This window comes from Archangium primigenium (genome assembly GCF_016904885.1).
Taxonomy (GTDB): Bacteria; Myxococcota; Myxococcia; order Myxococcales; family Myxococcaceae; genus Cystobacter; species Cystobacter primigenius.
The window spans coordinates 8,167,497-8,192,880 of the sequence record NZ_JADWYI010000001.1; the positions used below are offsets into that span (position 1 = coordinate 8,167,497).

A 25,384-nucleotide genomic window follows, 5' to 3' on the forward strand; every position below is an offset into this window, starting at 1 on the left:
CTGGGCGAATCCGTGACGGATTCCCCGACCTGTACCCGGGACCAGGTCACAGTAGGATGCGCCGCCGGGGGAAGCGTGAAGCACACAGGAACGTCGCGCGCGGGGATTGCGCGCTCCCCCAGAGAGTCGGAGCGCTCCGGACATGTTCAGCCTTCCTGGCTACACCCTTCGCGGTTCCCTCAAGGCCACGGGAACCAACCTGCTCTTCCACGCCCTGCGGGACGCGGACGGCCTGTCGCTCATCCTCAAGACGCCGGTGACCTCCAGTGGCCCCCGGGAGAGCGAGCGCTACCGCCGCGAGTTCGACATCCTCCAGCACCTGCGGGACGTGCGGGGCGTGCTCCGGGCGCACGCGTGTGAGCAGCTCGCGGATCGCCCGAGCCTGCTCTTGGAGACGGTGGAAGGCGACGTGTTGTCCACGCTCACGGGCGAGCCCTTCGAGGTGGCGCGGGTGCTGGACATCGCCATCGGCCTGACCGCCACGCTGGCGGAGATCCACCGCCGCGGCGTCATCCACAAGGACATCAAGCCCTCCAACATCGTCCTGACGCCCTCGGGCGAGGCGCGGCTCATCGACTTCGGCACGGCGACGCTCCAGCGCGTGGAGCATGTGGACGCGGCGCCCACCTCGCTCATCGAGGGAACCCTGGCCTACATGTCACCCGAGCAGACCGGGCGCATGAACCGCTCGGTGGACTACCGCACGGACTTCTACTCGCTGGGCATCACCCTCTACGAGCTGCTCGCGGGCCACCGCCCCTTCCAGGGCAAGGACGCGCTCGAGTGGTTCCATGTCCACATGGCGGTGGTGCCCCCGCCGCTCCTGGGGCGGGTCGAGGGGCTGCCGCCGGTGCTGGCCGCCATCGTGGACAAGCTGCTCGCCAAGGTGGCCGAGGAGCGCTACCAGAGCGCCGACGGCCTCAAGGCCGACCTGGAGCGCTGCCGGGACGACCTGCGCCGGGGCGTGCACCAGGACTTCCCGCTGGGCGTGCACGACTTCCCCACCCGCTTCCAACTGCCCCAACGGCTGTATGGCCGGGACACCCACGCGGCGGCGCTGATCCAGGCCTTCGAGCGCGTGGCGCGCACCCAGCGGCCCGAGTTCATCCTGGTCCGGGGCTACTCGGGCTGTGGGAAGTCCGCGGTGGTGCACGAGTTGCACAAGCCGGTGGTGCGCCACCGCAGCTTCTTCCTCAGTGGCAAGTTCGACCAGTTCCAGCAGGCCAGTCCCTACGCCACCCTGGCCCAGGCCATTCGCGGGCTGACGCAGCAGCTGCTCGCGGGCAGCGACGAGGCCCTGGCGCACTGGCGCGAGCGCCTGTTGCAGGCCTGGGAGGGCCAGGGCCAGGTGCTCGTGGACGTGGTGCCCCAGTTGGAGCTCATCGTCGGCAAGCAGCCGCCGGTGGCGGAGCTGCCCACCGCCGAGGCGACCCAGCGCTTCAACCGCGTGTTCCGGCGCTTCCTCGCCCTGTTCAGTCCCCTGGAGCACCCGCTCGTGCTCTTCCTGGATGATTTGCAGTGGGCGGACCCGGCCAGCCTCGAGCTGCTCCAGCACCTGCTCACCCACGAGGATCCCGCGCCCCTGCTGCTCATCGGGGCCTACCGCGACAACGAGGTGAAGCCCTCGCACCCCCTGGAGCGCGCGCTCGAGCGGATGCGCGAGGCCGGCGCCCGGCTGCACGCCCTGCGGCTCGAGCCGCTGAGCCTCGAGGACGTGCGGCAGTTCGTCGCGGACGCGCTCCCCGGCGCGAGCGCGGAGCTGCTCGGCCCCCTCGCCGCGCTGGCCCGCGAGAAGACCGGGGGCAATCCCTTCTTCCTGCTGCACTTCATGCTGACGCTGCACCAGGACGGGCTGCTGGTGCGCACCTCCTTGGGCGCCTGGCGCTGGGACGAGGCGGGGGTGCGGGCCCGGGGCTACTCGAACAACGTCGTCGACTTCCTCGTGGACAAGCTGCGCCAGCTCGCCTCGGGCACCCAGCACCTGCTGTGGCAGGCCGCCTGCATGGGCCACACCTTTCCGCTCCAGGCCCTGCGCGCGCTCACCGAGGGCACGTCGAGCACCGGACTGGAGCGCGACCTGGAGCCCGCCTTCCTGGAGAACCTGCTGGTGCGCGTGGACCCCGAGCGCGTCCGGTTCATCCACGACCGGGTGCACCAGGCCGCCTACGCGCTCGTGGGCGAGGACGAGCGCAAGCGCATCCACCTGCGCATCGGCCGGCTGATGCTGCGGCACTTCTCACCGGAGGCGCTGCACGAGCGGCTCTTCGACGTGGTGAGCCAGTTCAGCGCCGGGGGCGCGCACCTGAAGGAGGACGCCGAGCGGCTGGAGGTGGCGCGACTGAACGCCGCGGCGGGCAGGCGGGCCAAGGCCTCCATCGCCCTGCGCTCGGCCATCACCTACTTCGAGCGGGCCTTCCAGCTCATCCCCGGGGACCCCTGGGAGACGGAGCCCGCGCTGGCCTTCCGGCTCCAGTTGGAGCACGCGAGCTGCCAGTTCATGACGGGCAACGCCGGGGGGGCCTTGCGGCTGGTGAATGCCTTCCAGGCCCGGGCCCGCACGCGCTGGGACACCGCGGAGGTGTACGGCCTCAAGACCGACATCCTCATCGGCATGGGGGACATCCAGACCGCGGTGACGTGCCTGCTGGAGGGCCTGGCGCGGCTGGGCATGCCCATGTCCCCCACCCCCTCGTGGGAGGAGGTGGAGGCGGCCAACGCCGAGGTCTGGGCGCTGCTGGGCGAGCGCTCCATCGCGAGCCTCGTGGAGCTGCCGCTCATGACCGATCCGGACATGGAGGCGGTCATGCACCTGCTGGGCGCCATGTACGCGCCCGCGTTCGTCACCAACACCCACCTGCTCATCCTCACGCTCAGCCGGATGACGGCGCTCAGCCTGCGCCACGGCAACACGAGCGCCTCGGTGCACGGCTACTCCTGGTACGGACTGGTGCTGGGCTCCGCCTTCAAGCGCTACCTGGAGGGCGAGGCCTTCGGGCAGCTCGCGTGCGCGCTCGTCGAGCGCCGGGGCTTCACCGCGCTCCGGGGCAAGGCGCTCTACGGCCTGGAGCTCGTGAGCTACTGGACCCAGCCGCTCTCCGAGGCGCTGAAGTTCGTGCGCGAGGCCTTCCAGCAGGCGCTGATGAGCAGCGACAGCCAGGTGGCCGGCTACTGCTGCAACCACATCGTCATGGACCGCTTCCTCCTGGGGGACGAGCTGGAGGAGGTCTACCGGGAGTCGGTGGCCAGCCTGCACTTCGCCCGGGGCACCGAGTTCATCGACTCGCGCGACATCATCCACTTCACCCAGCGCCACGTGCAGCAGCTGCGCGGCCTGGCCCCCACGTTCGGCGTGCTGTCGGGCGAGGACTTCGACGAGGAGGCCTTCGAGGCGGGCCTCACCGAGCAGCGCATGAGCACCATGCGCTGCTGGTACTGGCTCATCAAGGCCCAGGCGCGCTTCATGAGTGGCGCGTACGCGGAGGCCCTGGCGTGCCTGGACCGGTGCGCCGGGCTGAGCTGGTCCTCGCTCGGCCACATCCAGCTCTTGGACCTGCACCTGTTTCGCGCCCTGGCCCTGGCCGCCTGCCTCGGCGGCAAGACGGGCGAGGCGCGCGAGCGGGCCCTCCAGGAAATGGAGCGCCACCGGCGCCAGCTCGAGGAGTGGGCCCAGCACTGCCCCTCGACCTTCTTCACCGCCGAGCGGCTCGTCGCCGCGGAGCTCGCCCGGCTCACCGGCCGCAAGGACGACGCGCTGCATGCCTACGAGCAGGCGCACCAGAGCGCCTGGGAGCACGGCTTCATCCAGCGGGCCGCGCTCGCGTGTGAGCTGGCCGCGCGCTTCTGGCGCGAGCACCGGATGCTCACGCTCGCCGAGGCCTACGCGCGCAAGGCCCGCGAGGCCTACCTGCGCTGGGGCGCCCGCGGCAAGGTGCGCCACCTGGACATGCAGTGGCCCGCGCTGACCCTGCCGGAGAGCGGCACCCAGGGCACCCTGGACACGGACTCCACCCAGATCGACGCGCTCACCCTGGTGAAGGCCCAGCAGGCCATCTCCGAGGAGATCGTCCTCGAGCGGCTGGCGGCCACGCTCCTGCGCATCGCCATGGAGAACGCCGGCGCCCAGCGCGGCGCGCTGCTCCTGCCCCGGGGAGAAGCGCTCACCATCGCGGCGCTCTCCGGCACCGTCGCCGCCGAGCACGAGGGCCCGGCCGAGTCGTGCTTCCCCCAGTCCGTCATCGCCTACGTGCGGCGCACCCACGAGCACGTGCTCATCGGGGACGCCACCCGGCCCCACCCCTTCTCGGCCGACGCCTGGCTCGAGCACAGCCAGGCGCGCTCGGTGCTCTGCCTGCCCATGCTGCGGCGCGAGCAGTTCCGCGGGGTGCTGTACCTGGAGAACACGCTCGCCACCAACGCCTTCACCCCGGCGCGCATCGGCCTGCTCGACCACCTGGCCTCCCAGGCCGCCATCTCCATCGAGAACGCGCGGCTGTACGCCGACGTCCAGAACGCCGAGGCCGCCCTGCGCCGCGCCAACGACGACCTGGAGAAGCGCGTGGAGGAGCGCACCCGCGAGCTCAAGCAGACCCAGGTGCGGCTGGTGGACGCCGCGCGCGCGGCCGGCATGGCGGAGATCGCCGCCAACGTGCTGCACAACGTGGGCAACGTCCTCACCAGCGCCGTCATCAACCTGCAGACGGTGCGCGAGTCGCTGGGCACCTCGCGCATGGGACGGCTCAAGCAGGCCACGCGGATGCTCGAGGAGCACCACGACGACCTGGCCACCTTCTTCACCCGGGATCCCCGCGGCGCCCGGCTGCCGGATTACCTCTCCGCGCTCGCCGACGAGCTGCTGCGCGAGCAGTCCTCCATCCAGGAGGGCATGGCCGCCATGGACAAACACCTGGAGCACATCCGCGCCATCGTCCAGGTCCAGCAGACCTACGCCCACAGCACCCTCGTCACCGAGGAGTGCGACCTCACCCGGCTCGTCGAGGATGCCTTGAGCCTGCAATGGGCCTCGCTCCAGCGCCACGGCATCACCGTCACCCGGGAGCTCACCTGCCTGCCCCAGGTGCGCGTGGACAAACACAAGGTCCTGCAAATCCTCATCAACCTGCTCAGCAATGCCAAACAAGCCATGCTCCCGCTGCCCGAGCCCCAGCGCCGACTGCACGTGAAGCTGGACCGGGACGAGGGCTTCGCGCGCATCCAGATCGTCGACAACGGCATGGGCATCGAGCCCGGAATCCGAGGACGTCTGTTTGGACAGGGCTTCACCACCCGCGAGGGAGGACATGGCCTGGGCCTGCACTCCAGCGCCCTGGAAGCGCGGCTGTTGGGCGGAAGCATCGCGCTGGAGAGCGAGGGGCCCGGACGGGGCGCCACGGCCCTGCTCAAGCTGCCTTTGGGTCCGGTGGAGATGTGAAGGCCCGGCAGAACAGACATGCGGGCCTGGAGCGCGGCCCGCGCTTTTGTTAAGCTGACAACCGCTGCCATCGTGTCTGGATGTCACCGGGGGGGGGAAGACCATGCAGAGCTTGAAGGGGAAGATCGCCGTCATCACCGGAGGAGGCTCGGGGATTGGCTTCGCCATCGCCGAGCGCTACGCGCACGCGGGCGCCACGGTGGTGCTCGCCGGGCGGGGCCAGCAGCGGCTCGACGAGGCCGTGCAGAAGCTCGGCCACGGCGCGCGGGGCATCGTCACGGATGTCGCGGACGAGGCCCAGGTCAAACGGCTCATCGACGCGGTGCCTCGGGTCGACCTGCTGGTGACGTGCGCGGGCGGCGCGGTGTTCGGTCCGGTGGACCAGGTGCCGTCCCGCTCCTGGCGCGACCTGTTCGACGCGCGCTTCTTCGGCCAACTCTCCGCCTGTCATCACGCCGTGCCCAAGATGCCCGCGGGCGGCGCCATCGTGCTGTGCTCGGGCGTGGCCGGCCATGCCTCGCTGGTGAACTACGCGGGAGGCGCGGGCCTGTGCGGCGCGGTCAACGCCATGGGCCGCTCGCTCGCGGTGGAGCTCGCCCCCAAGGGCATCCGGGTGAACGTCCTCTCCCCGGGCCTCACCCGGGGCACCGCCATCGACTGGAAGGTGCCGCCCGAGAAGATCGACGACTTCATGGCCGGCCTCATGGACCGCATCCCGCTCAAGCGCAGCGCCTCCGCCCCGGAGATGGCCGAGGCCGCCTACTTCCTCGCCACGAGCGCCTACACCACGGGCCAGGTGCTCGACATCGACGGAGGCTGGACGGCGGTCTAGAAGGACGGGCATGTCCCACGTGACCCACCGCACCGTCGAGACCCACGGCATCCGCCTCCACATCGCCGAGGCCGGCCAGGGCCCGCTCGTGCTCTTGCTCCATGGCTGGCCGGAGTCCTGGTACTCGTGGCGCCACCAGCTCCCGGCGCTCGCCGCGGCGGGCTACCACGCCGTGGCCCCGGACGTGCGGGGCTATGGCCAGAGCGACAAACCCTGGCCTGTCGAGGCCTATAGCATGAAGACCCTGCTCGCCGACCTCACCGGCCTGCTGGACGCGCTCGGCGAGAAGACGGCCGTCGTGGTGGGCCATGACTGGGGCGCGGCGATGGCGTGGAACTGCGCGGCGCTGCGCCCGGAGCGGTTCCGGGCCGTGGTGGGCATGAGCGTGCCCTTCCTGGGCCGCGCGCCCCTGCCGCCCACCCAGCTCTTCAAGCAGATGTTCCAGGACGACTGGGTCTACATCCTCCACTTCCAGAAGCCCGGCGTCGCCGAGGCGGAGTTCGAGGCGGACATCCCCCGCACGCTCCGGACCCTCTTCGCGGGCAGCACCGGCACCCACGCCAGTGCCCTGGTCTCGCGCACGAAGAAGAAGGGCGCGGGCTTCCTCGAGGGGCTCGACACGCCCACCACGCTGCCGGACTGGCTCACCGAGGCGGACCTCGCGTACATGGTCGAGGAGGCCCGCGGCAGTGGCTTCCGGGGGGGACTCAACCGCTACCGCAACATGGACCGGGATTGGGAGGAGCTGCCCGAGCTCGCTACGGTGCGCATCCTCCAGCCCGCGCTCTTCCTGGTGGGCGAGCAGGACTCGACACGCGCCTACTCCCCGACCGAGCCCATGCGCGCGCTGGTGCCCCACCTCCAGGACCTCCGCGTCGTTTCCGGCGCGGGGCACTGGCTCCAGCAGGAGAAGCCCCAGGAGGTGAATGCCGCGCTGGTGGCCTTCCTCCAGGGCCTGCCCGCCTGACACGAGAGCGGCCGGCCAGGCGTCATGTGTCCATTTGTCGCGGCCAGGGATGTGGGTGGGAGTAGCCCTGGGACCGGCGGGTGCCTAGTTCGTCTGGAGGAACTCCAGGGGAGGAACCATGACGCTTTGGGCACGGGTGGGTTGTTGGGTGTTGAGCGTGAGCGTGGTGGCGTGTGGAAGCCAGTGGGCGCGGTCTCCCGCGCCCTCGGAGCCGGTGCCCGACGTCGCGGCGAGCTCCGGCGGCGGCGGCGCGGCCACCGCGGACACGGGCCGCTTCCCCACCGAGGACGAGGGGGACGCCCGCACGCGCGCCAAGCGCGGCTTCTACACCCAGGTGGCCCGGGAGCTGGGGCTCAAGCGTGGCCTCCCCATGGACGAGCAGCAGGGCACGGGCGGCTCGGGCATCTCGGCGGGGGAGAAGCGGCTGTGTGTCGAGGCACTCGACTCGCGCGAGCCCGTCACGGTGGTCTCCGGCATCATCCGCTTCCGGACCCAGGGGCTCGTCGTGGTGGAGGTACCGGGCACGGGGCCGGTGAAGCTGCGCACGGATGACGTCACGTGCGCGGTCCAGTCCGGCAAGGCCCTGCCGAGCCTGTCCCTGAGCGAGGGCACCGAGGCGCGCGTGGCCTACGTGGGGGAAGGCGAGGAGGCCACGGCGCGGGTGATTCGCGCCGAGCCCATGCGGCCCCAGCGCTAGCCGCGCCGGGGACGAGGAGCGGGCTCAGTCCAGGAAGAAGTCCGGCAGGGGCTGGGTGCCGGGCTTGACCAGGTACTTGTCGAAGTTCGTCTCCCCGCCCTCGCGCAGCAGGTCCTCGTCGAGGAAGAAGTTGCCCGTGCAGGAGCGACTGTCGCGGGTGAGGATGGCGTACGCCGCGTCGGCCATGATGTCCGGGGTGCGGCTGGCCTCCATCATGTCCTGGCCGCCGAGCATGTTGACCGCGGCGGTGGCGATGGTGGTGCGCGGCCAGAGCGCGTTGAAGGCCACGCCCTGCGAGCGGAACTCCTCGGCCATGCCCAGCACGCACATGCTCATGCCGTACTTGGCCATGGTGTAGGCCACGTGGTTCTCGAACCACTTGGGCTTCATGTTCAGCGGCGGCGAGAGCGTGAGCACGTGCGGGTTCTTACCCTTGAGCAGCTCGGGCAGACACGCCTGGGTGGTGGCGTAGGTGCCGCGCACGTTGACGCCGAACATCAGGTCGAACTTCTTCATGGGCGTCTGCAACGTGCCCGTGAGGCTGATGGCGCTCGCGTTGTTCACCAGGATGTCGATGCCGCCAAAGCGCTCCACGGCCTGCTTCACCGCGGCCTGCACCTGGTCGTCATGGCGGATGTCCACCATGAGGGGCAGCGCCTTGCCGCCCGCCTTCTCGATCTCCTCGGCGGCCGAGTGGATGGTGCCCGGCAGCTTCGGGTGGGGCTCGGCCGTCTTGGCGGCGACGACCACGTTGGCGCCATCGCGCGCGGCGCGCAGGGCGATGGCCAGGCCGATGCCGCGGCTCGCGCCGGTGATGAAGAGGGTCTTTCCCTGGAGCGTGCTCACTGTGCGGGTCCTTTCGCGGGGGCGTCCTCACGGAAGCCCGGGGTCCGGGAACGTGCCTACTGCGTCCCGACAGCGAGCGCCAGCGCCTCCGCGCGGGATTCGTCTTCCCAAGGCCCCGACTCAGTCATCGCAGCTGACGGGCGCCGGTGAAGCGGAGTCGGAGGGTTGGAAGAAGCCCGTGGTGTTCCCACGCCGATTCACGCCGTTGCACCGCCCGGAGGCGTTCGGCCCCCGCCGGTTGTCCCGGTAGGTATTGAACTGAAAGGTGTCGAAGAGCGAGTCCTTCAGCACGGCGCCGCCATGCCGCGAGCGGGTGATGAGGTTGCCGTCGAAGAGCGAGAAGTCCGTCCCCGAGGGCTGGCCCGTGTTGACGAGGTCCAAGCCCCATTCGTTCGCGTCCTGGATCGTGTTGCTCAGCACCATCGCGCGGTCGCAGTTCACGAGGTACATCCCGCTGGCCCCGCTCCGCGAGACCGTCACGTTCTGCACGAGCAGGTTCGGCGTGTTGTAACAGGCGAGTTCCCCATCTCCCTCGGGACCCACGCCCACGTTGGTGAAGGTGCCGCCCATGAGCCGGACGTTGTTGGAGTCGGTGATCCACACGGACGGCTGCGCGCACCCCGGACAGGCCCGGCCGTCACCCGCGGAGACGACACGTGTGTTCCTGAGCTCGACGTTGCCGGGGCTCTGGTTGACCCCCACGCCGATCAACGCGTACGAGACGGCGACATTGTCGAGGAGCACGTTCCCGCTCCGGTAGACCAGCACACCGTACTGGGGCCGCGCGGTCGCGGTGCCCTCCACGAGCAGATCCTTGAGCGTCACGTTGGATTCGAGCACCTCGAGGACTCTCGCGTCCGACAGGAAGGCCGTCCGCCGCAGGACCGCGGGCGCCTGGGGCGACAGGCTCCGCAGGGTCTGGTTCGCGTGGGGCCGCACGCTCGCCGCGGTCGGATAGAGCCCTCCTTGCAAGCACACGGTGCCATGCCCCGCGTCCAGGGCGGCCTGGATGTCCGCGCCGGGAGACAGGACGACGCCGCAAGGCGCGAGGGGCGGTGAGAAGGACACGGTGGCGACGTACTTGGAGGCCAGCAGCCGCCCCTTGAGCCGCACGGCCCTGGCATCCGGCCAGGCGGGGTCCTGCGTGGGCCAGATCGTGTGGCGACGAAACTCCAGGGTCGCGCCCGGAGGGCTCACCCACTCGAAGCCACCGCCCCACATCGTGCGGCCCTCACACGCATGCACGCTGTCGCCCGACCAGAGGCAGACGATGTTGTTCGCCGGGTTGTCCTTCACCTGGTAGGAGGCGGTGCAGCGGCCCTCCGTCTTGGGTCCAGGCAGGTAGCACTGGTCACCAACGGTGAAGGTCTGACTCCTGGAGACACCGCCGACCGCGAGCCAGACCAACCCCACCACCCTCGCCAGGTCATTCACTCTCATGGATCCTCGCTCCCGTGGGCACCCTGCCCGTGGCGATGGACGCGGGCCCCGGGACATGTGACAGAGGAGGGACGCCAGGAACGGAGAAGTCCGCCGCACGCGCTGGCTATACTCCGCGCGATGAGCCGAGCGCGCCCCGCGACCCTGACCCTCGATGCGTTCATTCCCTACCGCCTCTCGGTCGCGGCGAACGCGGTCAGCCAACGGGTCGCGCGCGTCTACGCGGAGCAGTACGGCTTGAGCACCCAGGAGTGGCGGCTCATCGCGGTGCTCGGGGAAGACGGGGAGCGCACCCAGCTCGACCTCGTCAAGCGCACGCGCATGGAGAAGGTTCCGGTCAGTCGCGCCGCGCGCGCCCTGGAGGACCGCGGCCTGGTGCGGCGCACCCAGAGCGAGCACGATGCCCGCTCGCGGCGCTTGTCATTGACCCCCTCGGGTCGCCGCATCTACGAGCGTGTGGCACCCGCCGCCCTGGAGGCCGAGGCGGAGGTACTCGCCGAGCTCGCCCCCCGGGAGCGCGCGACGCTGCGCACCCTGCTCGAGCGTGTCGAGCGCTCGGCGATTCGCGCCCTGCGGCCCACCCCTTGAGTTGGTCCAGTTGGTTTCATCTGTTACCATCCCGCCCCCCATGGACATGATCCGCCCCCTCACTGGCTTCGGAAACGAGCACGCATCGGAGGCGCTCCCCGGTGCGCTGCCCATTGGCCAGAACACGCCGCAGAAGGTCGCCTTCGGGCTCTACGCCGAGCAGATCTCCGGTACGGCCTTCACCGCCCCCCGCGCGGAGAACCGGCGCACCTGGTTCTACCGGCTGCGGCCCACGGCCTCCCACCCGCCCTACCGGCGGACCGAGGCCCGGAGCCTGTGCAGCGGACCGTTCACCGAGGTCCCCCCGAGCCCCAACCGGCTGCGCTGGAGCCCGCTGCCCATGCCCACCGCGCCCACCACGTTCCTCGAGGGGCTGTTCACGCTCGGCGGCAACGGCTCTCCCGCCCACGGCGACGGCGCGGCCATCCACGCCTACCTCGCCAACACCTCCATGGTGGACACGGCGTTCTTCAACGCCGACGGCGAGCTGCTCATCGTGCCCCAGTCCGGCACGCTGCGGATCGTGACCGAGCTGGGCGTGCTCCAGGTGCCCCCGGGACACATCGCGCTCATCCCGCGCGGCCTGCGCCTGCGCGTGGAGCTGCCCGACGGCCCGGTGCGCGGCTACGTCTGCGAGAACCACGGCGCGCCCTTCCGGCTGCCCGAGCTGGGTCCCATCGGCTCCAATGGCCTGGCCAACCCGCGCGACTTCATCGCCCCCACGGCGAGCTACGAGGACGTCGAGCGGCCCACGCGCCTGGTGCAGAAGTTCCAGGGCCACCTCTGGGAGACGACGCTCGACCACTCCCCCTTCGATGTCGTCGCGTGGCACGGCAGCCACGTGCCGTACACGTATGACCTGGCGCGCTTCAACACCGTCAACACGGTGAGCTTCGACCACCCGGATCCCTCCATCTTCACGGTGCTCACCTCGCCGAGCGACACGCCGGGGACGGCCAACTGCGACTTCGTCATCTTCCCGCCCCGGTGGATGGTGGCCGAGCACACCTTCCGGCCGCCCTGGTTCCACCGCAACGTGATGAGCGAGCTGATGGGCCTGGTGCACGGCGTCTACGACGCCAAGGCGGATCAGTTCGTGCCCGGCGGCGTGTCGCTGCACAACTGCATGAGCTCGCACGGCCCCGACCGCAAGACCTACGAGGCGGCCGTGGCCGCGGAGCTCGCGCCGAAGAAGATCGACAACACCCTCGCGTTCATGTTCGAGACGCGCTGGGTGATTTCCCCCACCCGCGCGGCGATGGAGAGCCCGTCGCTGCAATCCGATTACGACACCTGCTGGGCGGACCTCCGCAAGGCCCAGGTGCCCGCGCCGAAAGGCTCCGCGCAATGAAGCTCGCATCACTGAAGGAGGGGCGGGATGGCCGCCTCGTCGTCGTGTCCAGGGATCTCTCGCGGCGGGCCGATGCGTCGGCCATCGCCCCCACGCTCCAGGCCGCGCTGGATGACTGGGAGCGCCACGCCCCGGCGCTGCGCGCGCTCGCCGAGCGGCTGGAGAGCGGCGCGCTCGCGGGCGAGCCCTTCGACCCCACCCGGTGCGCGGCGCCCCTGCCCCGGGCCTACCAGTGGGCGGACGGCTCGGCGTACGTGAACCACGTGGAGCTGGTGCGCAAGGCGCGCAAGGCGGAGATGCCCGCGTCGTTCTGGACGGATCCGCTGATGTACCAGGGCGGCTCGGATGGCTTCCTCGGCCCGTGCCAGCCCATTCCGCTCGCCGACGAGGCGTGGGGCTGCGACCTGGAGGGCGAGGTCGTGGTCGTCACGCGCGACGTGCCGCTCGGGATCACCCGCGAGCAGGCGCTCGAGGCCGTGGTCCTGGTGGGGCTCGTCAACGACGTGTCGCTGCGCAACCTCATCCCCAACGAGCTGGCCAAGGGCTTCGGCTTCTTCCAGTCCAAGCCCGCCTCGGCGCTCTCACCGGTGTTCGTCACCCCGGACGAGCTGGGCGGCGCGTGGCGCGAGGGCAAGCTGCACCGCCCCCTGGAGGTCTTCCTCGACGGTCAGCCCTTCGGCCGCGCCAACGCCGGGGTGGACATGACGTTCGACTTCGGCACGCTGGTGGCGCACGCGGCCCGCACCCGCACGCTGTGCGCCGGCACGGTCATCGGCTCGGGCACGGTGTCCAACCGGGGTCCGGATGGCGGCCCCGGGACGACCATCGCCGAGGGCGGCGCGGGCTACTCGTGCCTCGCGGAGTTGCGCACGGTCGAGACGCTCCAGGGCGGCGCGCCCCGCACGCCCTTCCTCAAGCGGGGCAGTCGGGTGCGCATCGAGATGCGCGACGAGGCCGGCGCCTCCATCTTCGGCGCCATCGACCAGGTGGTCGGCGAGGGCGCCTGAGGGCTCCCCCCCACCCGGGGGCCTCGTGTCTCCGGGTCGGCGGGGGTCCAACCTGGCGGACCCCGGACGGGCGGTCGATTCCTGAGGTCTCCTGACGGCACTGCCCTTATATGTGGGGGCATGCTCCACGTCATACCGCTGGGCGGGCTGGGCGAGATTGGCCTCAATGCGATGGTCGTCGCCTGCCGGGGGGAGATGCTGCTCGTCGACTGCGGCTTGATGTTCCCGCCCGTGGGCAACCTGGGGGTGGACATCGTCGTCCCGGACTTCACCCACCTGCGCCAGAACGCCGCCCTGATGAAGGGGGTCCTGCTCACCCATGGGCACGAGGACCACATTGGCGCCCTGCCCTTCCTGCTGGCCGAGGTGCCCGTCCCCGTCTATGGCACCCGCTTCACCCTGGGCATGGTGCGCCACCGGCTCAACGAGCTGGGGGTGGAGGCGGACCTGCGGGAGATCGAGCCCCGGCACCCCCTGCGACTGGGCGAGCACTTCACCGTGGAGGCCACCCGGGTCACCCACACGGTGCCGGACGCGGTGGGCTACATCATCCGCACCCCCGAGGGCCCCCTCATCCACACGGGGGACTTCAAGCTGGACCCGGACCCCATCGACGGCCTGCGCACGGACCTGGAGCGCTGGGGGGAGCTGGGCGAGGAGGGCGTGCTGTGCCTCCTGTCCGACTCCACCAACTCCGAGCGCGCGCACGAGACGGGCGGCGAGCGGCTGGTGGAGCAGACCTTCGAGCGGCTGTTCAAGGACGTGAAGGGCCGCATCGTGGTGGGCATGTTCGCCTCGCACCTGCACCGCGTGCGCCACGTGCTGGAGCTGGCGCGCAAGCTGGAGCGCAGCGTGGTGCTCATGGGGCGCAGCATGGCCCGCAACATCGAGATGGCCCGGGAGCTGGGCTACCTGCCCGGCGTCTCGGACTCCTTCTTCGTCGCCCCCGAGCACGCCGCCCTGCTGCCCCCCGAGCGCACCCTGATCCTGGCCACGGGCTCCCAGGCCGAGCCGCGCGCGGGGCTGTCCCAGCTCGCCTCGGGCGAGGGGGCCGTGCGCCTGGGCCCCGGGGACCTGGTGGTGTTGAGCGCTCGCGCCATCCCCGGCAACGAGCGGGCGGTGTCGGGCCTCATCGACCAGTTCCTCTGGCGGGGGGTGAAGGTCGTCTACCCGGACGTGGAGCCCGGGGTGCACGTGTCCGGGCACGCGAGTCAGCCCCAGCAGCGGCGGGTGTTGGAGCTCGTACGACCCAAGAACTTCGTCCCCATCCACGGGGAGCTCCACCACCTGCACCGCCACCTGGCCACGGCGAAGGAGACGGGCCTCGCCCCCGAGCAGCTGCTGCTGGCCCAGGACGGGGATTTGCTCCAGTTCGAGGAGGGCCGGGGCCGCTTCGCGGGCAGCGTGCCCTCGGGCCGGGTGTACCGGGACCGGTTCGGCCAGGGGGTGGTGACGCAGGATGTCCTCCAGGAGCGCACCCGGCTGGCGGAGACGGGCCTCCTGGTGGCCGCCGTGGTCATCCAGCGGGCGAACCTCGAGGTGCTCTCGGGCCCCCAGATCACCGGGCAGGGGCTCAACCTGGACGAGCAGGTCGCCCTGCCCCGGGTGGCCCAGGACGCGCGGGAGCTCTTCCTGGAGATGTCCCGGGAGCTGCGAGGGGATGACGCCCGGGTGCGCGAGGAGCTGGTGAAGGCCGTGCGCCGGGCGTTCCGGCTCCACAGCGGCAAGCGGCCCGTGGTGGTGCCGATGGTCCTCAAGGTGTGATAAGCGGCCCCAGCCCATGCCCTCTTTCGACGTCGTCTCCAAAATCGACCTGGCCGAGCTCGACAACGCCGTCAACCAAGCCAAGAAGGAAATCGCCACGCGGTACGATTTCCAGGGCGCCCAGGCGGACATCGTGCTCGCACCGGACAAGCAGTCGCTCACGGTGAAGGCCAACAGCGAGGATCGGGTGCAGACGGCCAAGGAAGTGCTGCTGGCCAAGCTCGCCAAGCGGGGCATCTCGCTCAACGCGCTGGAGTACGAGCCCATCGAGAAGACGGGCCTGTCCAACGTGAAGCAGCTCATCAAGCTGCAGCAGGGCATTCCGGTGGAGAAGTCCAAGGAGCTGGTGAAGCTGCTCAAGGACTCCAAGCTCAAGGTCCAGGGCTCCATCCAGGCGGACCAGCTCCGGGTCACGGGCAAGAACAAGGACGACCTCCAGGCGGCCATGGCCCTGTTCCGCAAGGAGCAGGACACGCTGCAGCTGGACATGCAGTTCACCAACTTCCGGGACTAAGCCGTGCGCTCACTCGTCGCCTCCGCCGTGCTCGCGGCGCTGCTGCCCCTGTCCGCCGTGGCCCAGCCCCCGGCCCCCGCCCCGGCCGAGCCCAAGCCGCGTCCCATTCGCGCCATCCCCGCGCTCGCCCGGGAGGTCAAGCTGGACGGGAAGCTCAAGGACTTCCCCGCCACGCTCACCCTCAAGCCGCCGGCGTCGCTGGACGCGAGCGCGTCGTTCACCGCCCGGGTCGGCTGGCGCAAGGACACGCTCTTCCTGGCGGTGGAGACCACGGACGATCAGCTCCTGTCCGGGGACCTGCTCACCCTGACGCTCTTCTTTCCCGACGCGGGCGTGGCCGCCACCGGCAACACCTTCCGCTTCGCCTTCGATGGCAAGCGCGCCTCGCCGCCGGAGAGCAACACCTCGGCCTACGCGCAGAAGCTCGTGGAGGCCGGCGTGGAGCGCAAGGACAACACGCTCGTGCTCGAGGTGGCCGTGCCCGCGCGCGCCCTGCCCCGCTTCCCCGCGGTGGATCCGCTCGTGCTCGACCTGTGCCTCACCTACGAGGACGTGGACGGCGAGGGCACGCGCTCGGCCGTGTCCAACTGCAAGGACGGCGGGATGATCGGCGAGGCGCTGCGCCTGCCGGACGAGTTCCGCAAGGGCCTCAAGCTCAAGCCGCCCGAGAACGTGGTGGGGCTCGAGGGCAACGCGGGCGGATGGCTCGGCTACGGCATCCTCAGCTACCCGTCCTGGGTGGAGGGCGACGCGGCCCTGACGGCCGACTCGCTGGAGCAGATGGTCGCCCCCGGCGGCATCTCCGCCGAGCAGGCGGGCCTGCACGTGCCCGAGGAGCTGTCCCTGCCCAACGGCAAGCCCCTGGTCGTCGTGCTGTCGGGCGAGAACCCCTACAGCGCCAAGGGCACCTGCGACGCCGACAAGGAGCTGCGGTTTGGCTTCTACCTGGTGAAGGGCAAGACGGCCCAACGGGCGCTCGAGTGGCCGGCCGCCACTTGCGCTCTGGGCCGCGCGAATTCGATGGTGCTGGACGAAGAAGGCACGTTGCGGATTGGTTACTCGAACGGCCCGACCATCAACTTCGCTTGGAGTGTCGATCACTTCGAGCGGACCGAACTTGGAATGCGGTAGGAGAGCCGTGCGCACCACTTCTGAAAACAAGAACCTCTACATGATGACCCTCGGCTGCCCGAAGAACCGGGTGGACTCCGAGGTGATGCTCGGCACGCTCAAGCAGCGCGGCTACTCGCTGGTGCAGGATCCGGCCACCGCCGACGTCATCGTCGTCAACACCTGTGCCTTCATCGGTCCGGCCAAGCAGGAGTCCGTGGACTCCATCCTGGAGATGGCCGAGCTCAAGAAGACGGGCGTGTGCAACACGCTCGTGGTCACCGGGTGTCTGTCCCAGCGCTATGGCGCCGAGCTGTCCAAGGAAATGCCCGAGGTGGACCATTTCCTCGGCACCAGCGCCTACGCCCAGATTGGCGACCTGCTCGCCGCCGAGGCCAGCCCCCGGCAGGTGATTCCGGACCCGGACTACATCCACGACGCGCAGACCCCGCGCGAGAACTCGATGCCGTCGTACACGGCCTATCTGAAGATCTCCGAGGGGTGTGACAACGCGTGCGCCTTCTGCATCATCCCCACGCTGCGCGGTGGCCAGCGCTCGCGCCCCATCGCGGACGTGGTGGCCGAGGCCCAGAAGCTCGCGGACCAGGGCGTGCAGGAGCTCAACCTGGTGGCGCAGGACCTGACGGCCTACGGGCACGACCTGCCCGGGCGCCCCAAGCTGCACGACCTGCTGCGCGAGCTGGTGAAGGTGGACGTGCGGTGGATCCGCCTGCACTACGCCTACCCGCGCGTCTTCACCGACGAGCTCATCGAGCTGATGGCCACGGAGAAGAAGATCGCCCGCTACCTGGACATGCCGCTGCAGCACGCGAGCGACAAGCTGCTCTTGTCCATGAAGCGCGGCCGCGACTCCACGTTCCTCAAGGGCCTGCTCACCAAGCTGCGCGAGCGCGTGCCGGGGCTCGTCATGCGCACCTCGATGATCGTCGGCCTGCCCGGCGAGACCGAGGAGGACTTCGAGATGCTCAAGGAGTTCGTCAAGGCGCAGCGCTTCGAGCGCCTGGGCGTGTTCCAGTACTCGGACGAGGAGGGCACCGCGGCGTTCGACTACGAGAACAAGGTGCCCAAGCAGACCATCGAGCGGCGGTGGCGCGAGGTGATGGCCATCCAGAAGCGCATCAACCGCGAGCAGAACAAAAAGCTCGTGGGCAAGCGCATCGAGGTCCTGGTGGAGGGCCCCAGCGAGGAGTCCGAGCACCTGCTGGTGGGCCGTCACGAGGGTCAGGCGCCGGAGATCGACGGACAAGTCTACATCAACGATGGCCTGGCCTACCCGGGCGAGTTCGTCACGCTGGAGATCACCGAGGCGCACGACTACGACTTGGTGGGCAAGGTGGTGGAGCGGCCCAACCCCAAGGATCGCGTGCTCAAGGCGCGTGACACCCTGCCGCTGCCCGTGGTGACGGCGCCCCGCTAGCGGGGATCCTCGGGCTCCAACTCCCGCTCCTTCTTCGTGGGGGGGCGGGGCGTGGAGCCACGCTGGGGCACGAGCGCGTCCCCCAGCGGCGTGGGCTGGCACTCGCACACGGTGCGCCGGGTGTTGGACTCGTGCACGAAGGCGCAGGCGTTGGGGCACTCCGGCATGGGCCCCTCCTCGAAGAGCGCCAGCGCGAAGCCCCGCGCCGACTGGAGCGCCTCGGCGCACTCGGGCAGGGAGCGCGACAGGTTCGGCCAGGGCAACAGGTGCTGCGTCGTCACGCCCCGGCTGGTGGGGGAGAACGAGAAGCCCACCTGGCATGCGAGCGACAAGGGCTCGCCCTTCTCCCCCAACGGCTCCAGGTACAGCCGCCCGCCCTCGGGCAGGTCGCGGAACACCGCCGCCGTGGCCGCCGTGCGTCCACCCGCCCCCCGCCGCACGTGCAGCGCGAAGCAGTCCTCCTCGCGCCAGGTCTCCGCGCCCCCCGTCGCCGAGGGACGGGCACAGCGCTGGACGTTCTCCGAGCGCTGGACCCGGGGCCGCCGCAGCAGCAGCGTGTTGCCCTGCACGTCCACCGTGGCCCGGAACCGGCCCCACACGTCCGGCCCCAGCCGGCCCAGCGTGGTGGGATTGCGCCACCCCACGCCCGCCTCCAGCACCACGGGCGCCACGCCCACGCCCGTGGCCACCTCCACCGCGTCCATCACGTAGGCCCGCGGCGGCAGCCGGGCGGCGGTCTCCAGGGGGTGCAGCCGCTGGGCCTCGGCGGAGCCCTGGGCCAGCCGGGAGAAGGGCTCGCGCGAGACCAGCACGAAGGGGCCCGTGAGCACCGCCTCGCCCTGGGTCAGCCGCGCCGCCAGCAGGGGCCAGTCCCCCACCGGCTCGCGCGACAGTTCCAGCACGTGGACGTCCTCGGCGGAGTTCGCGTCGGTCGCGGGCAGCGCGGCCAGCCAGGCGGCCCGGGGACGCGAGGGCTCGAAGGTCACCTCGCGGCGCAGGGGATCCAGCGTGAAGGCATAGGACCCGAGCACGTCCGCGCCGAGCGTCACCGCGCAGGCGCGCTCCCCGGTGAGGCCCACGCCCCGGGGGCCCAGGAGCACGCCGCCCACGCGCAGGCCCGTCAGCCGCACGAGCGGCCAGTCCCGCAGGTTGCCCGGAAGCGCGGAGACATCGGGCACCCGCGCCGAGCCCATGACGGGCGGCGCGGGCCGCTTCTCGTCCCAGCAGCCAGAGGACACCGCCGAGAGCGCCCGGGCGACATCGAGGACCACGGGCAGCGGACGGCCATTCAAGTCGCCCTCCACCGCGAGCCGCAGGTGCGGCGAGGGTAACAAGGGCAGCGTCAGGCCCGCGAGACTGCCCGGGGCCTCGACCGGTGGAGCCAGCGCCGCGGGGTGACACCCGGCGAGCAGCAACGACAGGGCCCCGGCGCGCGCGATCCGCATGGACTACTTCTGCATCAGCTTCGTGAGATCGTCGATGCGCGTGCCCTGGGGCGGGTTGATCTTGAAGCGCTCGGCGTCGACGCCCACGTTCGTCTTGAGGTTCAGGAAGGCGATGGCGTTCTCGCTGCCGTCCGGATCCACCACGGTGCTCTTGAGCACCTGCGCCGTCTTCGGGTCCACCTCCAGGCGCACCTGGCGGAAGCGCGGCTCCTCCTTGAGCGGATCCAGCACGAGCAGCGTGCCCTTGCAGTCCTTGCACTCGCCCTTGGAGATGGAGAACTCGTCGGCGAGCTTGCCCTTGCCGAAGAGGAACGTCACCGAGGCGGAGAGCTGGTTGGTGTCGATGCGGCCCACGCTGAGCGTCTGCGCCTCGGGGTCGTGCGCGTACACCTTCTCGCCCGCGAGCACGAAGGTGCGCACCGAGGGCTTCTCGTACTCCCAGCGCATGAGGCCCGGCTTCTTGTAGATGACCTTGCCCGTGGAGGACTGGGTGCGCCGCAGGACCTTGTACTTGTAGTCCTGCTTGAAGTCGGCCGTGAAGTCCTGGGTCTTCTCGTAGAAGGCCTGCATCCGGTCGACCAGGTCCTTCACCTCGGGCGTCGGGGCCGCCTTCTTCGGCTCGGGGGCCTTCTCGGCGGGAGCGGACGCCTGCTGGGTGGGTGCCTGGGCGGCCGGAGGAGCGGCCGGGGTCTTCACCGGGGCCACCACGGGGGCGGCCAGCAGGGTCATGAGCAGCATCTCGAGGTGCATGGCGTGGCTCTCTCTCCGAGCGGGCGTGGGGGCCCGCGTGTTCCGTCCATTCGTACGGACGCGCCGCGCGGGCCGGGCATTCAAGGCGGCGTCGGAGGCGCTTTCTTGAAGATCTTCCGCCGCTGTTTCACGGCGAGCACATAGAAGCGATCGCGCAGGACCTGGGCCTCGGCTTCCGTCAGATCTCCCACACGGCCCAGGTGCTCCTCGCGCCAGGAGATGGCGCGGGTGACACAGGCCGAGGCGGCGGCGGAGATGTTCAAGCTCTGGCTGAAGCCGCGCATGGGAATCCAGAAGGTCCCATCCGAGCCGTCCAGCACTTCCTGGCTCACGCCGTCACGCTCGTTGCCGAAGATGAGCGCGACCTTCGAGTCGAAGCGCAGGGAGTAGAGGCTCTGGGCATCCTCGCGGATCGCCGAGGCGTACAGAGAAAACCCCCGCGACTTGAGGTGCTCGCGGCACGAGGCGAAGTCCTTGTAGAGCTTCACGTCGAGCCACTTGTCGCACCCCTGCCCCACGCGGGAGTTGGGCATGAAGGGCGCCGCGGGGTTGACGATGACGTGCACTTCCTGGAGGCCATTGGCCTCGCAGGTGCGCATCACCGCCGCCATGTTGAAGCTGTCCTCCAGGCGATCCAACACGATCGTGAAGGTGCGCGTGCGCTGGGAGATGACCTTGTCGATCTTCTCCTTGCGCACGTCGAGCAGGAGCGACTCCGGATCGAGGCGCGCCTTCTCTTGCTTCTCGTAACCAGGACCGCCACCCGCCATGGACTCAGGACCTCCGACGGCGCGCCGCGCTCGCCTTCTTGGCCGGGGCCTTCTTCGCGGCCGACTTCTTCGCCGGCGCCTTCTTGGCCGAGGCCTTCTTCACGACCTTCTTCGCGGGCGCCTTCTTCACGGCCGACTTCTTCGCCGCGACCTTCTTGGCCGAGGCCTTCTTGGCCGGCGCCTTCTTCGCGGAGGCCGACTTCTTCGCCGCGACCTTGGCTGGAGCCTTCTTGGCGGGCGCCTTCTTCGCGGAGGCCGACTTCTTCGCCGCGACCTTCGAGGCCGACGCCTTCTTGGCCGGGGCCTTCTGGGCGGTCGGCTTCTTGGCCGGGGCCTTCTTCTCGGCCCGGACCTTGGGCGGGGGCTCGACGTGCAGCTTGTCCGTGCGACCGGTGAAGAGCACCTCGGCCATCGCGTCGAGCAGGGGCTGCATGCCCAGGCCCGTGGCGCACGAGACCGGGAACACCGCGATGCCACGCTCGCGCAGGGCCCGCGTCACCGGCTCCACGCGCTCCTGGGCATGGGGCAGGTCCAGCTTGTTGAGGGCCACCACCTGGGGCTTGTGCGACAGCTCCTCGCTGTACTTCGCCAGCTCCTGGTTCAGGGTGTCGAAGTCGCGCAGGGGATCGCGGTCCTCGCTCTCGGTGCCCATGTCCAGCAGGTGCACGAGCACCTTGCAGCGCTCCACGTGCCGCAGGAACTGGTGGCCCAGGCCCACGCCGTCGCTGGCGCCCTCGATGAGGCCCGGGATGTCCGCCATCACGAAGGACAGGCCGTCCTTGTACTGGACCAGACCCAGGTTGGGCACGAGCGTGGTGAACGGATAGTTGGCGATCTTCGGCCGGGCCCGGCTCACGATGGAGATGAGCGTGCTCTTGCCCGCGTTGGGAAAGCCCAAGAGGCCCACGTCCGCGAGCAGCTTGAGCTCCAGGCGCAGCATGCGCTCCTCGCCCGGCGTGCCGTCCTGGGCGAAGCGCGGCGTCTGCCGCGTGGACGTGGCGAAGTTCATGTTCCCCAGGCCGCCCCGGCCGCCCTTGCACGCCACCACCTGCTGGCCCGCCTCGCTCAGGTCCGCCAGGATCTCCTCGGTGGCCTCGTCGCGCAGGAGCGTGCCCACGGGCACCCGGAGGACGAGATCCTCCGCCGAGCGGCCGTTGCAGTCGTTGCCCATGCCCCCTTCCCCGTTCCGCGCCCGGTGGTGCTGCTGGTAGCGGTAGTCCAGCAGCGTCGTCAGCTGGGGATCGGCCACGAAAATGACCGAGCCGCCATTGCCGCCATCCCCGCCGTTGGGGCCACCCCGGTCGATGTACTTCTCCCGGCGGAAGGCCACGGCACCATTGCCGCCATCACCCGCCTTCACCTGGATGCGGACTTCATCAACGAATTTCATCAGACCCTCTGAAACGCGGAACGGGCCGCCTCCACGTCCAAGCGCCAGGGGCGGATGGACCGGGAGCGACCCGTTCGCGAGGTAATCCGGGAGCCCTTGCACTCCGGGCTCCCCTCACTCAGACGACGCCTTGAATCAGGCGCTCGCCTGGGCCGGATAGACCGAGACCTTCTTGCGGTCCCGACCCTGACGCTCGTACTTCACCACACCGTCGACCGTGGAGTAGAGCGTGTAGTCACGCCCGAGCTTCACGTTGCTACCGGGGTGGATGACCGTGCCGAGCTGACGCACGAGGATGCTGCCCGCGGTGACGGTCTCGCCCGCGTACACCTTCACGCCCCGGTACTGCGGGTTGGAATCGCGACCGTTGCGAGAAGAACCCTGACCCTTTTTATGTGCCATGACACCGATTCCTAGGACTGCCGGCGCGCCACTCGGCGCTCCGGGAAGTGGGGGGCTGGACTAGCCGGAGATGGAGGTGACCTTGACCTCGGTGTAGGGCTGACGGTGGCCACGACGGCGCGTCCAGCCCTCCTTCTCCTTGCGGAAGTGCAACACCTTGCGGTGCTTGTCCTGGGCGAGGATCTTGCCCACGACCTTCGCGCCCGACACGGTCGGCTGCCCCACCTTCGGGCTGTCGGAACCGCCGAGCAGCAGGATGTCGTTGAACGTCACCTCGGTGCCGACGTCGCCCGTGACCTTCTCGATCCGGAGCACGTCGCCCTCGGCCACGCGGTACTGCTTGCCGCCCGTGCGAATGACTGCGTACATCGTTGAACCCCTGGTTGTCCGGGTCTAGCCAACCCGTGGAATACCGGTGAGCATGTCGGACGGACAAACCCGCCCCACGATGCAAAGGGGGCCCGATCTACGGGAGAAGCCCTGGGGAGTCAAGGCAGATGGTGCAGGGGAACATCCCCGCGGTCCAGGCCTCACGCCCCTCGCCGGTCGCCCCTGAAGGTAGGATGGGCGCCCTCATTTGTCTCCTCCTTTATCTCCTCTCTCTGCGTCAATGTCTCCGCCCACCACCTGGGAGTCGTCTCGATGAGGAAGTCCGCATGGATACTGGCCTGCCTGACGGCGGGAGTCCTGGGCGGCTGCCGTGACACGCTGTGCGCGGAGATCGCGGACGCCTACGCCCAGGTGGATCAGAAGGCCCGGCCCTGCGTGGCGCGCGCGCCCCTGCCCGCCTTCACCGCCGCGAATTGCGAGCGCCAGGCCGATGCCTGCGATGCCAAGGATCGCGAGCGGCTCCAGGCCCAGTTGGACTGCTACGCGCGGCTGGAGGCGTGTGTGCCGGATCAGCGCGACGCCTTCCTGGACGCCATGGCCCGTTGTGATGGCGCGGCGCCGAGCAATGCGTGCGAGGCGGCCCTGTTCTGATGATCCCACGCGGCTGACTTCTCGCAATCAGCCAGCGGATCGCTAGGATGCGCGGCCAATCTCACTGTCCGTGAGATTTCAGGAGGAGCGGCCCCGAGGATGGGGAGCGCCTCTCCGACGACCTGACGCGCGCATGAATAACCGAGCGAATGGATCGCTCCAAGGCGCGCTTCACATCCACACCCAGTAGCAATCCCTGAGGGGGAGAACACACCATGAAGAAGATGTTCGCGATCGCGGCGGTGGCCCTGGCCCTGACCGGCTGCAGCAGCAACGTGTGCGAAGAAGTGGCCGATTCCTCCGAGTCGCTCGCGAAGAAGTTCGAGCCCTGTTCGGATGGCTCGGAGTCGCCCTTCACCAAGCCCACCGAGGCCGAGATCAACCAGTGTAAGGAGAGCGTCGAGAAGAGCTGCTCCGACGCCGACAAGGAGGCGCTGCTGAAGACGGTGGACTGCTTCAACGGCATCAAGGCGTGCGCCAAGGGCAGCGAGCTCACGTTCCTGGGCGCCCTCACCGACTGCGCCAACAACCAGAAGAACATCAGCGAGGCCTGCCAGAACGCCCTCGGTAACGACTAGTCGGGTCGCGCCTCCGGGCGCGTGAAGACGGCTGGTGGCACGAGCCACCGGCCGTCCTCGTTTCGGGGTGGTGTTCACCCGCCCCCCCGCGAGCGGCTAGAGTGGGCGGGCCATGTCCCCAGCCTCTCGCCGCATCCCCCTCGTCAATCTGTCCCACTACCGCTCGGGCAACCCCGAGGAGCGCGCCCGCTTCGTGCGCGTGTTCGGAGACGCCCTCAAGGAATTCGGTTTCGTGTCCGTCGAGGGCCACGGCATCGAGGATGGGCTCATCCGCCGCACCTACGCGGACGTGGAGTCCTTCTTCCGTCAGAGCGACGCGGTGAAGCACCGCTACCACGTGCCCGCCTACGGCGGTCAGCGCGCCTACACGCCCTTTGGCAAGGAGCACGCGAAGAACCGCACCGTGGGAGACCTCAAGGAGTTCTGGCACGTGGGGCGAGACCTGCCCGAGGGCCACCCGCGCCGGCCCAACACCGCGGCCCACAACATCTGGCCCGAGGAGGTGCCCACCTTCCGCGAGAACACGCTCGCCCTCTTCAACGCGCTCGACGACGCGGCGGCCGTGATGCTCCAGGCCATCGCCGAGTACTTCGAGCTGCCGCGCACCACGTTCAGCGACATGGCCCAGGACGGCACCTCCGTGCTGCGCGTCATCCACTACCCGCCCCTCAAGGAGAAGTTCGTCCCGGGCGCGGTGCGCGCCGCCGAGCACGAGGACATCAACCTCATCACCCTCTTGTGCGAGGGCACCGCGTCCGGCCTGGAGATCCTCACCCGCGACGGCGAGTGGATCCCCGTGGACACGCTGCGCGGACAGATCGTCGTGGACTCGGGCGACATGCTCAGCCGCATCACCAACGGCATCATCCCCGCCACCACCCACCGCGTGGTCAACCCGCCCTCGCTCGCCGAGGACAACACGCGCTACTCCATGCCCTTCTTCGTGCACCCCTATCCGGAGTGCATGCTCGAGGCCCTGCCCGGCACCACCTCGCCGGAGAAGCCGGGCCAGCCCCCCATCACCGCCGATGCCTTCCTCCAGCAGCGCCTGCGGGAGATCGGCCTCATCAAGTAGATGGGCCCGAG

22 protein-coding genes are annotated in these 25,384 nt (G+C 69.9%); 14 read left to right on the forward strand and 8 right to left on the reverse strand.

Annotated features, from left to right (window positions below; translation table 11 throughout):
* The first annotated feature begins 142 nt into the window (after positions 1–142).
* The 4 genes from I3V78_RS33585 to I3V78_RS33600 all read left to right on the forward strand — a co-directional run bounded on the left by I3V78_RS33585 (position 143) and on the right by I3V78_RS33600 (position 7,924).
* Positions 143–5,428: a trifunctional serine/threonine-protein kinase/ATP-binding protein/sensor histidine kinase gene (locus I3V78_RS33585; protein WP_204494142.1), complete on the forward strand. Its 5,286-nt coding sequence runs from the start codon at positions 143–145 to the stop codon at positions 5,426–5,428.
* A 103-nt stretch (positions 5,429–5,531) separates the two neighbouring features.
* On the forward strand, positions 5,532–6,260 hold the full coding sequence (locus tag I3V78_RS33590; protein ID WP_204494144.1) for an SDR family NAD(P)-dependent oxidoreductase: 729 nt from the start codon (positions 5,532–5,534) through the stop codon (positions 6,258–6,260).
* A 10-nt stretch (positions 6,261–6,270) separates the two neighbouring features.
* Positions 6,271–7,227: an alpha/beta fold hydrolase gene (locus I3V78_RS33595; RefSeq protein WP_204494146.1), complete on the forward strand. Its 957-nt coding sequence runs from the start codon at positions 6,271–6,273 to the stop codon at positions 7,225–7,227.
* A 118-nt stretch (positions 7,228–7,345) separates the two neighbouring features.
* The gene (locus I3V78_RS33600) at positions 7,346–7,924 is read left to right on the forward strand and encodes a hypothetical protein (RefSeq protein ID WP_204494148.1); all 579 of its coding nucleotides are present in this window, start codon (positions 7,346–7,348) and stop codon (positions 7,922–7,924) included.
* A gap of 24 nt (positions 7,925–7,948) precedes the next feature.
* Here I3V78_RS33600 and I3V78_RS33605 read toward each other — a convergent pair whose 3' ends face one another.
* Both I3V78_RS33605 and I3V78_RS33610 read right to left on the reverse strand, forming a co-directional pair.
* Positions 7,949–8,770 (reverse strand): SDR family oxidoreductase, encoded by an 822-nt coding sequence (locus I3V78_RS33605; RefSeq protein WP_204494151.1) that lies wholly within the window; start codon positions 8,768–8,770, stop codon positions 7,949–7,951.
* Between the two features lie 120 nt (positions 8,771–8,890).
* Positions 8,891–10,210 (reverse strand): right-handed parallel beta-helix repeat-containing protein, encoded by a 1,320-nt coding sequence (locus I3V78_RS33610; protein ID WP_204494153.1) that lies wholly within the window; start codon positions 10,208–10,210, stop codon positions 8,891–8,893.
* 120 nt (positions 10,211–10,330) lie between these two features.
* Between I3V78_RS33610 and I3V78_RS33615 the strand changes: the two genes are divergently transcribed.
* From I3V78_RS33615 to rimO, 7 genes are all read left to right on the forward strand, one after another.
* Positions 10,331–10,798, forward strand: coding sequence for a MarR family winged helix-turn-helix transcriptional regulator (locus I3V78_RS33615; protein ID WP_204494155.1), 468 nt, complete (start codon positions 10,331–10,333; stop codon positions 10,796–10,798).
* A 40-nt stretch (positions 10,799–10,838) separates the two neighbouring features.
* Positions 10,839–12,149 (forward strand): homogentisate 1,2-dioxygenase, encoded by a 1,311-nt coding sequence (gene hmgA / locus I3V78_RS33620; protein WP_204494157.1) that lies wholly within the window; start codon positions 10,839–10,841, stop codon positions 12,147–12,149.
* The gene (locus I3V78_RS33625; RefSeq protein ID WP_204494160.1) at positions 12,146–13,156 is read left to right on the forward strand and encodes a fumarylacetoacetate hydrolase family protein; all 1,011 of its coding nucleotides are present in this window, start codon (positions 12,146–12,148) and stop codon (positions 13,154–13,156) included. The genes hmgA and I3V78_RS33625 overlap by 4 nt, the downstream gene beginning before the upstream one ends.
* Before the next feature lie 120 nt (positions 13,157–13,276).
* Complete coding sequence (locus I3V78_RS33630) at positions 13,277–14,920, forward strand: ribonuclease J (RefSeq protein WP_204494163.1); 1,644 nt, start codon at positions 13,277–13,279, stop codon at positions 14,918–14,920.
* Positions 14,921–14,936: 16 nt separating this feature from the next.
* Entirely contained in the window at positions 14,937–15,434 is a 498-nt protein-coding gene (locus I3V78_RS33635) for a YajQ family cyclic di-GMP-binding protein (RefSeq protein WP_204494165.1), read from the forward strand.
* A gap of 3 nt (positions 15,435–15,437) precedes the next feature.
* Entirely contained in the window at positions 15,438–16,565 is a 1,128-nt protein-coding gene (locus I3V78_RS33640) for a DOMON domain-containing protein (protein ID WP_338023817.1), read from the forward strand.
* Between the two features lie 43 nt (positions 16,566–16,608).
* Positions 16,609–17,982, forward strand: a complete 1,374-nt coding sequence (gene rimO / locus I3V78_RS33645; RefSeq protein WP_239578681.1) for a 30S ribosomal protein S12 methylthiotransferase RimO — start codon at positions 16,609–16,611, stop codon at positions 17,980–17,982.
* Here the strand turns inward: rimO and I3V78_RS33650 are convergent.
* The 6 genes from I3V78_RS33650 to rplU form a co-directional block, all read right to left on the reverse strand.
* Complete coding sequence (locus tag I3V78_RS33650) at positions 17,979–19,427, reverse strand: hypothetical protein (RefSeq protein WP_204494168.1); 1,449 nt, start codon at positions 19,425–19,427, stop codon at positions 17,979–17,981. The genes rimO and I3V78_RS33650 overlap by 4 nt on opposite strands.
* Before the next feature lie 3 nt (positions 19,428–19,430).
* Positions 19,431–20,177, reverse strand: a complete 747-nt coding sequence (lolA, locus tag I3V78_RS33655) for an outer membrane lipoprotein periplasmic chaperone LolA (protein WP_204494170.1) — start codon at positions 20,175–20,177, stop codon at positions 19,431–19,433.
* 80 nt (positions 20,178–20,257) lie between these two features.
* Positions 20,258–20,947: a TrmH family RNA methyltransferase gene (locus tag I3V78_RS33660; RefSeq protein WP_204494172.1), complete on the reverse strand. Its 690-nt coding sequence runs from the start codon at positions 20,945–20,947 to the stop codon at positions 20,258–20,260.
* A 4-nt stretch (positions 20,948–20,951) separates the two neighbouring features.
* Positions 20,952–22,337 (reverse strand): GTPase ObgE, encoded by a 1,386-nt coding sequence (gene obgE, locus I3V78_RS33665; RefSeq protein WP_204494174.1) that lies wholly within the window; start codon positions 22,335–22,337, stop codon positions 20,952–20,954.
* Between the two features lie 135 nt (positions 22,338–22,472).
* Positions 22,473–22,739: a 50S ribosomal protein L27 gene (rpmA, locus tag I3V78_RS33670; RefSeq protein ID WP_204494176.1), complete on the reverse strand. Its 267-nt coding sequence runs from the start codon at positions 22,737–22,739 to the stop codon at positions 22,473–22,475.
* A gap of 60 nt (positions 22,740–22,799) precedes the next feature.
* Complete coding sequence (rplU, locus tag I3V78_RS33675) at positions 22,800–23,108, reverse strand: 50S ribosomal protein L21 (protein WP_204494178.1); 309 nt, start codon at positions 23,106–23,108, stop codon at positions 22,800–22,802.
* 273 nt (positions 23,109–23,381) lie between these two features.
* Here rplU and I3V78_RS33680 point away from each other — a divergent pair, with 273 nt between their 5' ends.
* From I3V78_RS33680 to I3V78_RS33690, 3 genes are all read left to right on the forward strand, one after another.
* Positions 23,382–23,720 (forward strand): hypothetical protein, encoded by a 339-nt coding sequence (locus I3V78_RS33680; protein WP_204494180.1) that lies wholly within the window; start codon positions 23,382–23,384, stop codon positions 23,718–23,720.
* Positions 23,721–23,935: 215 nt separating this feature from the next.
* Positions 23,936–24,298, forward strand: coding sequence for a hypothetical protein (locus I3V78_RS33685; protein ID WP_204494182.1), 363 nt, complete (start codon positions 23,936–23,938; stop codon positions 24,296–24,298).
* Between the two features lie 112 nt (positions 24,299–24,410).
* Positions 24,411–25,373, forward strand: a complete 963-nt coding sequence (locus I3V78_RS33690) for an isopenicillin N synthase family dioxygenase (RefSeq protein ID WP_204494184.1) — start codon at positions 24,411–24,413, stop codon at positions 25,371–25,373.
* Positions 25,374–25,384 lie beyond the last annotated feature (11 nt).

Coding starts and splice junctions, on each gene's coding strand:
- I3V78_RS33585 (WP_204494142.1), top strand. CDS start 143: ATGTTCAGCCTTCCTGGCTACACCCTTCGCGGTTCCCTCAAGGCCACG.
- I3V78_RS33590 (WP_204494144.1), top strand. CDS start 5,532: ATGCAGAGCTTGAAGGGGAAGATCGCCGTCATCACCGGAGGAGGCTCG.
- I3V78_RS33595 (WP_204494146.1), top strand. CDS start 6,271: ATGTCCCACGTGACCCACCGCACCGTCGAGACCCACGGCATCCGCCTC.
- I3V78_RS33600 (WP_204494148.1), top strand. CDS start 7,346: ATGACGCTTTGGGCACGGGTGGGTTGTTGGGTGTTGAGCGTGAGCGTG.
- I3V78_RS33610 (WP_204494153.1), bottom strand. CDS start 10,210: ATGAGAGTGAATGACCTGGCGAGGGTGGTGGGGTTGGTCTGGCTCGCG.
- I3V78_RS33615 (WP_204494155.1), top strand. CDS start 10,331: ATGAGCCGAGCGCGCCCCGCGACCCTGACCCTCGATGCGTTCATTCCC.
- hmgA (WP_204494157.1), top strand. CDS start 10,839: ATGGACATGATCCGCCCCCTCACTGGCTTCGGAAACGAGCACGCATCG.
- I3V78_RS33625 (WP_204494160.1), top strand. CDS start 12,146: ATGAAGCTCGCATCACTGAAGGAGGGGCGGGATGGCCGCCTCGTCGTC.
- I3V78_RS33630 (WP_204494163.1), top strand. CDS start 13,277: ATGCTCCACGTCATACCGCTGGGCGGGCTGGGCGAGATTGGCCTCAAT.
- I3V78_RS33635 (WP_204494165.1), top strand. CDS start 14,937: ATGCCCTCTTTCGACGTCGTCTCCAAAATCGACCTGGCCGAGCTCGAC.
- rimO (WP_239578681.1), top strand. CDS start 16,609: ATGACCCTCGGCTGCCCGAAGAACCGGGTGGACTCCGAGGTGATGCTC.
- I3V78_RS33650 (WP_204494168.1), bottom strand. CDS start 19,427: ATGCGGATCGCGCGCGCCGGGGCCCTGTCGTTGCTGCTCGCCGGGTGT.
- lolA (WP_204494170.1), bottom strand. CDS start 20,177: ATGCACCTCGAGATGCTGCTCATGACCCTGCTGGCCGCCCCCGTGGTG.
- I3V78_RS33660 (WP_204494172.1), bottom strand. CDS start 20,947: ATGGCGGGTGGCGGTCCTGGTTACGAGAAGCAAGAGAAGGCGCGCCTC.
- obgE (WP_204494174.1), bottom strand. CDS start 22,337: ATGAAATTCGTTGATGAAGTCCGCATCCAGGTGAAGGCGGGTGATGGC.
- rpmA (WP_204494176.1), bottom strand. CDS start 22,739: ATGGCACATAAAAAGGGTCAGGGTTCTTCTCGCAACGGTCGCGATTCC.
- rplU (WP_204494178.1), bottom strand. CDS start 23,108: ATGTACGCAGTCATTCGCACGGGCGGCAAGCAGTACCGCGTGGCCGAG.
- I3V78_RS33680 (WP_204494180.1), top strand. CDS start 23,382: ATGAGGAAGTCCGCATGGATACTGGCCTGCCTGACGGCGGGAGTCCTG.
- I3V78_RS33685 (WP_204494182.1), top strand. CDS start 23,936: ATGAAGAAGATGTTCGCGATCGCGGCGGTGGCCCTGGCCCTGACCGGC.
- I3V78_RS33690 (WP_204494184.1), top strand. CDS start 24,411: ATGTCCCCAGCCTCTCGCCGCATCCCCCTCGTCAATCTGTCCCACTAC.